Annotated in this window: 9 protein-coding genes; 4 read left to right on the top strand and 5 right to left on the bottom strand. The window is 73.1% G+C overall.

The annotated features are described in order from the left end of the window. Nucleotides 1-332: 332 nt before the first annotated feature. The 5 genes from SSBG_RS07385 to SSBG_RS07365 all read right to left on the bottom strand — a co-directional run bounded on the left by SSBG_RS07385 (nucleotide 333) and on the right by SSBG_RS07365 (nucleotide 3,446). Nucleotides 333-821 carry a MarR family winged helix-turn-helix transcriptional regulator gene (locus SSBG_RS07385; RefSeq protein WP_008745577.1) on the bottom strand — a complete coding sequence of 163 codons (489 nt, stop codon included), beginning with the start codon at nucleotides 819-821 and terminating at the stop codon, nucleotides 333-335. Between the two features lie 162 nt (nucleotides 822-983). Then, nucleotides 984-1,247, bottom strand: a complete 264-nt coding sequence (locus SSBG_RS33110) for a hypothetical protein (protein ID WP_037869160.1) — start codon at nucleotides 1,245-1,247, stop codon at nucleotides 984-986. Between the two features lie 101 nt (nucleotides 1,248-1,348). Continuing rightward, nucleotides 1,349-2,161, bottom strand: a complete 813-nt coding sequence (locus tag SSBG_RS07375) for an AIM24 family protein (RefSeq protein ID WP_008745575.1) — start codon at nucleotides 2,159-2,161, stop codon at nucleotides 1,349-1,351. Next, nucleotides 2,158-2,808 (bottom strand): AIM24 family protein, encoded by a 651-nt coding sequence (locus tag SSBG_RS07370; protein WP_037871208.1) that lies wholly within the window; start codon nucleotides 2,806-2,808, stop codon nucleotides 2,158-2,160. Before SSBG_RS07370 ends, SSBG_RS07375 begins: the two co-directional genes overlap by 4 nt. Beyond that, a complete protein-coding gene (locus SSBG_RS07365; protein ID WP_008745573.1) occupies nucleotides 2,808-3,446 on the bottom strand; it encodes an AIM24 family protein in 639 nt (212 codons plus the stop codon). The genes SSBG_RS07370 and SSBG_RS07365 overlap by 1 nt, the downstream gene beginning before the upstream one ends. A 336-nt stretch (nucleotides 3,447-3,782) precedes the next feature. Between SSBG_RS07365 and SSBG_RS07360 the strand changes: the two genes are divergently transcribed. The 4 genes from SSBG_RS07360 (at nucleotide 3,783) to SSBG_RS07345 (ending at nucleotide 5,659) form a co-directional block, all read left to right on the top strand. Beyond that, a complete protein-coding gene (locus SSBG_RS07360) occupies nucleotides 3,783-4,127 on the top strand; it encodes a DUF3817 domain-containing protein (RefSeq protein ID WP_008745572.1) in 345 nt (114 codons plus the stop codon). Then, the gene (locus tag SSBG_RS07355; protein WP_008745571.1) at nucleotides 4,124-4,426 is read left to right on the top strand and encodes an MTH1187 family thiamine-binding protein; all 303 of its coding nucleotides are present in this window, start codon (nucleotides 4,124-4,126) and stop codon (nucleotides 4,424-4,426) included. Before SSBG_RS07360 ends, SSBG_RS07355 begins: the two co-directional genes overlap by 4 nt. Nucleotides 4,427-4,710: 284 nt before the next feature. Continuing rightward, complete coding sequence (locus tag SSBG_RS07350) at nucleotides 4,711-5,217, top strand: MarR family winged helix-turn-helix transcriptional regulator (RefSeq protein WP_008745570.1); 507 nt, start codon at nucleotides 4,711-4,713, stop codon at nucleotides 5,215-5,217. Between the two features lie 67 nt (nucleotides 5,218-5,284). Continuing rightward, nucleotides 5,285-5,659 (top strand): DUF3817 domain-containing protein, encoded by a 375-nt coding sequence (locus tag SSBG_RS07345; RefSeq protein WP_037869156.1) that lies wholly within the window; start codon nucleotides 5,285-5,287, stop codon nucleotides 5,657-5,659. Nucleotides 5,660-5,705: the final 46 nt, after the last annotated feature.

Raw genomic sequence — 5,705 nt, 5'->3', positions numbered from 1 at the left:
GGTGCGGTGGAGCGGGGCAGCGGGCGGCCCCCCGGGTGCGGCGCGGTGGAGCCGGGTGGTCCGGTGGCGTGGGGGAGCCGGGCCGCCGGGGGTGCGGCGCGGCGCGGGACGGTGGGGTGGAGCCGGGTGGCCCGGGGGCGCTAGGTGGTGCGGTGGAGTCGAGCGCCGTGGGGGAGCCGGGCCGCCGGGGGTGCGGCGCGGGGCGGTGCGGTGGAGCCGGGTGGCCCGGGGGTGCTAGGTGGTGCGGTGGAGCCGGGCAGCGCGGGGATAGTGGCGCGGAGGAGCCTGGCTGCCCGGGCCCCCGCTCGTCCCCGGCGGGGGTCCGGGCCGGCTCAGCGGGCCTCGCGCACCTCGCGCAGGCCCTCGGCGATGGGCTGGAGGAACTCGTGCAGCGTGGTGAGCTGCTCGGGGGTGAGCCGGTCGATGAAGTGGCGCCGCACGGAGGCCACGTGGTGCGGGGCGACCTCGCGCATCGTCGCGAGTCCCGGTTCGGTGAGTACGGCGAAGAGGCCGCGGCGGTCCGACTCGCAGTTCTCCCTGCGGACGAGACCGGCCTTCTCCAGACGGGTGATCTGGTGGGAGAGGCGGCTCTTGGACTGGAGGGTCGCGGCGGCGAGATCACTCATCCGCACCCGGTGCTCCTCGGCCTCCGAGAGGTTCACCAGGATCTCGTAGTCGTTCATCGTGAGCCCGAACGGCTGGAGATCGCGTTCGAGCTGGTGGGTGAGGAGCCGGTTCACTTCCAGGTGGGTGCGCCAGGCGCACTGCTCGTCCGGGCTGAGCCACCGCGTGGCCCCGCTCGTCGTCTTCTCCGTGTCCATGAGCACATTCTACCGAAGAAGTTGAAAACCGAACGAAATCCCGGGGGTGAGCTGCCCCACGAACGCCACCCTAACCCGCCCCTCCCGCCCCGCCCCCCGCCTCGACCCGGCGGCGCGGCGCCGCCACCCGTTCGGAGGAGCCGGTGCGGCCCGGCGCCCCAATCACCGCCGCGCCCCCGCCAGGATGAACCCGGGCGGCGACCTCGCCAGGGTGAACCCGGGCGCGCGCCGGACGCCCCCCCCGCCGTCGGCGTCCGCGCCCCGCCCCGCCGTGCCTGGCGAGGCCACCACCGCCGGTGCGCCACCATGCCCCGCCGTGCCCGCCGTGCCCGCCGTGCCCGCCGTGCCCGCCGTGCCCGCCGTGCCCGCCGTGCCCGCCGTGCCCGCCGTGCCCGCCGTGCCCGCCGTGCCCACCGAGGTCGCCACCGTCCGCGCCTCGCCGTACCCGCCGCCTCCCTCACCGCCCCCGCCCCGCCGAGCCCGCCGCCTCCTTCGCTGTCCCCGCCCCGCCGAACGAGCCGACCCCCCTACAGCCCGAACTTCCGCTGAATGTCCCCCAGTTGCCCCGGCATCCTCGGCAGGCCCTGCGCGCTGCCCGGAGCGTGCCCCGGCATTCCCGGGCGGCCCGCGCCGCCGCCCGGCACGCCCGGTTCCGCCGGTGCCGTGCCGATGTCCTTCTCCTGCATGAGCTGCTCGCTCGACTGGAGCAGCACGGTGCCCGCCCCGACGAACTCGAACTGGTGCTCCTCGCCGGAGGCCCCGCCCAGCCCGGTGAGGGCGCGCACGCCGCCGAGGAAGCCGCTCAGGTACCCGTGGTCGTAGTGGTGGCACGGTGAGGGGCAGTCCGCCCAGCCCACGAGTGCCTGCGGGTCGACGCGCAGCGGCGGCTCCATGAAGACGACCGGGCCGTTGGAGGCGGCGATGAACTTCCCCGTGCCGATGAGGGTCAGGAAGCCCGGCACGATCGACTGCTTGAGCGCCAGGCTCGGCTCGTAGGCGAGGAGGTTGCCCGAGCGGACCGTGAGGTTGCCGTCCTCCAGGTCGAAGCTGTTGACGTCGAAGGCCCGGTCCGCGAGGAGCATCTTGCCCTCGCCCTCCGCCACGACCCAGTCGCTCGCGTGCAGCGGCGAGTGGAAACTCGTGCGCAGCAGCCGGTCGAAGCGCCCGCTGCCGATCCCGTCGAAGGAGATCCGCCCGTAGTAGGCGATCATCTTCCCCTTCTGGAGGAACCACTGCGAGCCGCGCAGCTCCACGCAGAAGGTGTACGCGTTGACGTTGTCGTCCGAAGGGAGCGCGTGCGGGTCGAGGACGGGCGTGCCGTCGGGGACGAGCGGGTTCACAGCTTCTCCTCCGATGCCTGCACGAAGACCGCGCCCTGTCCTGACAGCTCCAGCTGGAACGCTTCGCCCGAGCCCCGGCCCACCATGTCGCGCCAGCCGAGCGCCGTGGAGAGCTTGTTCCGCACCTCGCCGTAGTGCGCCACGTATGCCTGCGGGTCGACGTGCACGGAGCGGCCCGGCGTGATCGGCAGCTCGATGACCCCGCCGTGCGCCATCACCGCGACGGCCCCGTGCCCCTTGAGCGTCGTCGTGAAGAGCCCCTGCCCCGTCACCTGGCCACGCACCATGCCCATCACGCCGCCCTGCGCGCCGAGGAAGAGGGTGCCCTGCTGGAGCGAGCCGTCGAAGGCGAGCAGCCGGTCCGCCTCGACGCACAACGTGTCGCCCGAGAGGTTGACGACCTGCACGTGGTGCCCGCCGTGCCCGAAGAGCACCGTGCCGTGCCCCTCCACGGTCATCAGCGGTGTCGCCTCCCCCGCGACCCGCCGCCCGATCATCGGCATGACCCCGCCCTGGCCACCGCCCACGTTCGGCGTGAAACTCACCTCGCCCCGGTACGCGAGCATCGCGCCCCGCTGGCTGAACAGCCGCTGCCCCGGCAGCACCTGCGCCTCGACCATCTTCGAGTTGATCTCCCGGAACGGCATCACAGGTCACCCCCGAACGCCTTCCGCTCGCTCGGCTGCACCCACACGACACCCTCGCCCTCGAACCGGATCTGGAACGCCTCGCCGCCCCCTTCGCCCATCACCGTGCGGAAGTTGACGCCGGACTGGAAGTGCTGGCGCAACTCCCCCTGATGCGCCACGTACGCGCCCGGGTCCACCTGGAGGGGGTAGGCGGAGCTGACCCGCAGCGCCATCGCTGGCCCGTCCGAGAGCAGCGCGGCCTGCCCGCTCCCCTCGACCGTTGTCGTGAAGAGCCCCTGCCCCTGGCTCGCCCCGCGCAGCCCGGTGAACGTCGTCCCCGTCCGCAGACCGGCGTCCGTGCACAGCAGGTTGCTCGCCTCCACGTACAGCTTCTCGCCGCGCAGACCCACCAGGCTGATCTCCGTCGCCTTGTCGGCGAACCAGCAGGTGCCCTCGCCCCGCACCTCCATCACCTCCATCTGTTCCCCCGTGAGCCTGCGCGTGACCATGCCGCGCAGGCCGTCGCCGCCGCCGGAGAGCTTCTTGAAGTTCATCCGGCCGTCGTACGCGACCATCGAGCCGTTCTTGGCGCGCACGGCGTCGCCGCTGAGCTGGACGGCGAGCACTTTGCTGCCCTGGAGTCGGAGGTGAGCCACGCCCTTGACGGTACTGGGCGCCGGGCCTCCCCGAAAGCCGTTTCGACCCTGAACCGTCCCGGAGATCCGCCCCCGAGAGGGGTCAGGGGCGCGCGAGGTACGGGAGCGGCGCGCGGGGCGGCGGCGCGCGCCCCGACGCGCGGGCGGGCGGCCCGGGGGCGGGCCGGGGCGCCTCGCGCGTGAGCGGGGCCACCCCACCCCGCTCCCCGGCCGCCCCGGCGGGCTGCGAGAATGGGACGGCTTGTGCGCGCGTTCACAAGATCGTGCGAGAGCGTGCGCGCGCCTCTCCCCAGCCCCGTCCGCTCCTTCCTGCCCCCCGACCGAAAGTTCCGCGCCGTGGACATCAAGACAGCCTCCGCCCTCCGCCGCCTCCGCCTGGTCTCGGCCCCCGAGGCGGTCTCCTTCCTCCTCCTGCTCCTGTGCTCGGTGCTCAAGCGCACCACCGACTTCAACGCCGTGCCCGTCATGGGCATGGTCCACGGCGTCCTCTTCGTGCTCTACGTGATCTTCTGGCTCGACGCCTGGAACCGCGCCAAGTGGCCGGCCGGGCGGGGCATCCTCTACTTCGTCCTCTCCGTGCTGCCCACCGGCGGCTTCTTCGCGGAGCGCAAGCTCAAGCGCGAGGCCGAGGACGCCGTCATCGCGGGCCGCGCCCGTCGCGAAGGGATCGTGAACGCGTGATCGTCGCCTTCTCCGTCTCCCCGCTCGGCGTCGGCGAGGAGGTCGGCGCGTACGTGGCCGAAGCGGTCCGCGTCGTCCGCGAGTCCGGCCTGCCGCACCGCACCGACGCGATGTTCACGAGCATCGAGGGCGAGTGGGACGAGGTCATGGACGTCGTCAAGCGCGCCACCGCCGCCGTCGAGGCCCGCAGCCCCCGCGTCTCCCTCGTCCTCAAGGCGGACATCCGCCCCGGTGTCGAGGACGGCCTCACCCGCAAGGTGGAGACGATCGACCGCATCCTGGGCGAACCCTCCGCCTGACCGGCGCTCACCCCCCACCGGCCCCCTCGCCCACGCGGGAGGGCTGGTGCGGTTCCGCCACCACCAACGCCGCGCGCACCGCCGGGATGTTCACCGGCGAACCGCTCGCCGGGACCCTCCGCACGACCACGGCCCGCACCCCGCCCGCGCTCGCCGCGCGCCGTCCGCGCCGCCCGCGCCGTCCCGCGCTCGCCGCGCCCCGCTCGCGGCCCGGAGGCCGGGGAGTGAGGCCGAAGGGTGAGACGGGGCTGACCACGATATGACCGGCCGGTAGGGTCGGGGGCGTGCCGAAGCCGCTCAGCCTCTCCTTCGACCCGATCGCCCGCGCGGATGACTCCTGGCGGCAGCGGTGGGGACACGTCCCCTCGATGCCCGCGATCACCTCGATCATGCGGGCGCAGCAGATCCTCCTCGCGGAGGTCGACGCCGTCGTCAAGCCGTACGGGCTGACCTTCGCGCGCTACGAGGCGCTCGTGTTGCTCACCTTCTCCAAGGCGGGTGAGCTGCCGATGTCGAAGATAGGCCAGCGGCTCATGGTCCACCCGACCTCGGTGACCAACACCGTCGACCGCCTCGCGCGCTCCGGTCTCGTCGCCAAGCGCCCCAACCCGCAGGACGGGCGCGGCACCCTCGCCTCCATCACGCCCAAGGGCCGCGAGGTGGTCGAGGCGGCCACGAAGGACCTCATGGACATGGACTTCGGCCTGGGCGCCTACGACGCCGAGGAGTGCGCCGAGATCTTCGCGCTGCTGCGCCCGCTGCGCGTCGCGGCCGGCGACTTCGAGGGCTGACCAGCCAGGACGGCGGCCGACCGGCCCCGCGTACCGTTCGCCCGATCCGCCCGGTTAGGCTCCCCCCATGAAGAAGAGCGTGCTGACCCGCTACCGCGTGATGGCCTACGTCACCGGTGTGCTGCTGGTCCTGCTGACCCTCGGTGTCATCGCCAAGTACGTGCTCGACATCGACGGCGCCTCCGGCCCGACCCGGGTCATCGCCATCGCCCACGGCTGGCTCTACGTCGTCTACCTCGTCGTCGCCTTCGACCTCGGCTCCAAGGCGAAGTGGAAGGTCGGCAAGCAGCTCTGGGTGCTCATCGCGGGCACGATCCCCACGGCCGCGTTCTTCGTCGAGCGCAGGATCACCCCCGAGCTGGAGGCCAAGGTCGCCGCGCGGGACGCGAAGGCCGTCCCCGCCGCCCGCGCCGCCGCCGGCGCGAAGGCCGAGAAGGGCTGAGACCCGCGTACGGCACGGGGCCTTTTTTTTTTTTTTTTTTTTTTTT

Source organism: Streptomyces sp. SPB074, from assembly GCF_000154905.1.
GTDB lineage: Bacteria > Actinomycetota > Actinomycetes > Streptomycetales > Streptomycetaceae > Streptomyces.
The sequence above is the reverse complement of the archived record's forward strand: the minus strand, read 5'-3'. Positions and strand labels throughout refer to the sequence as shown.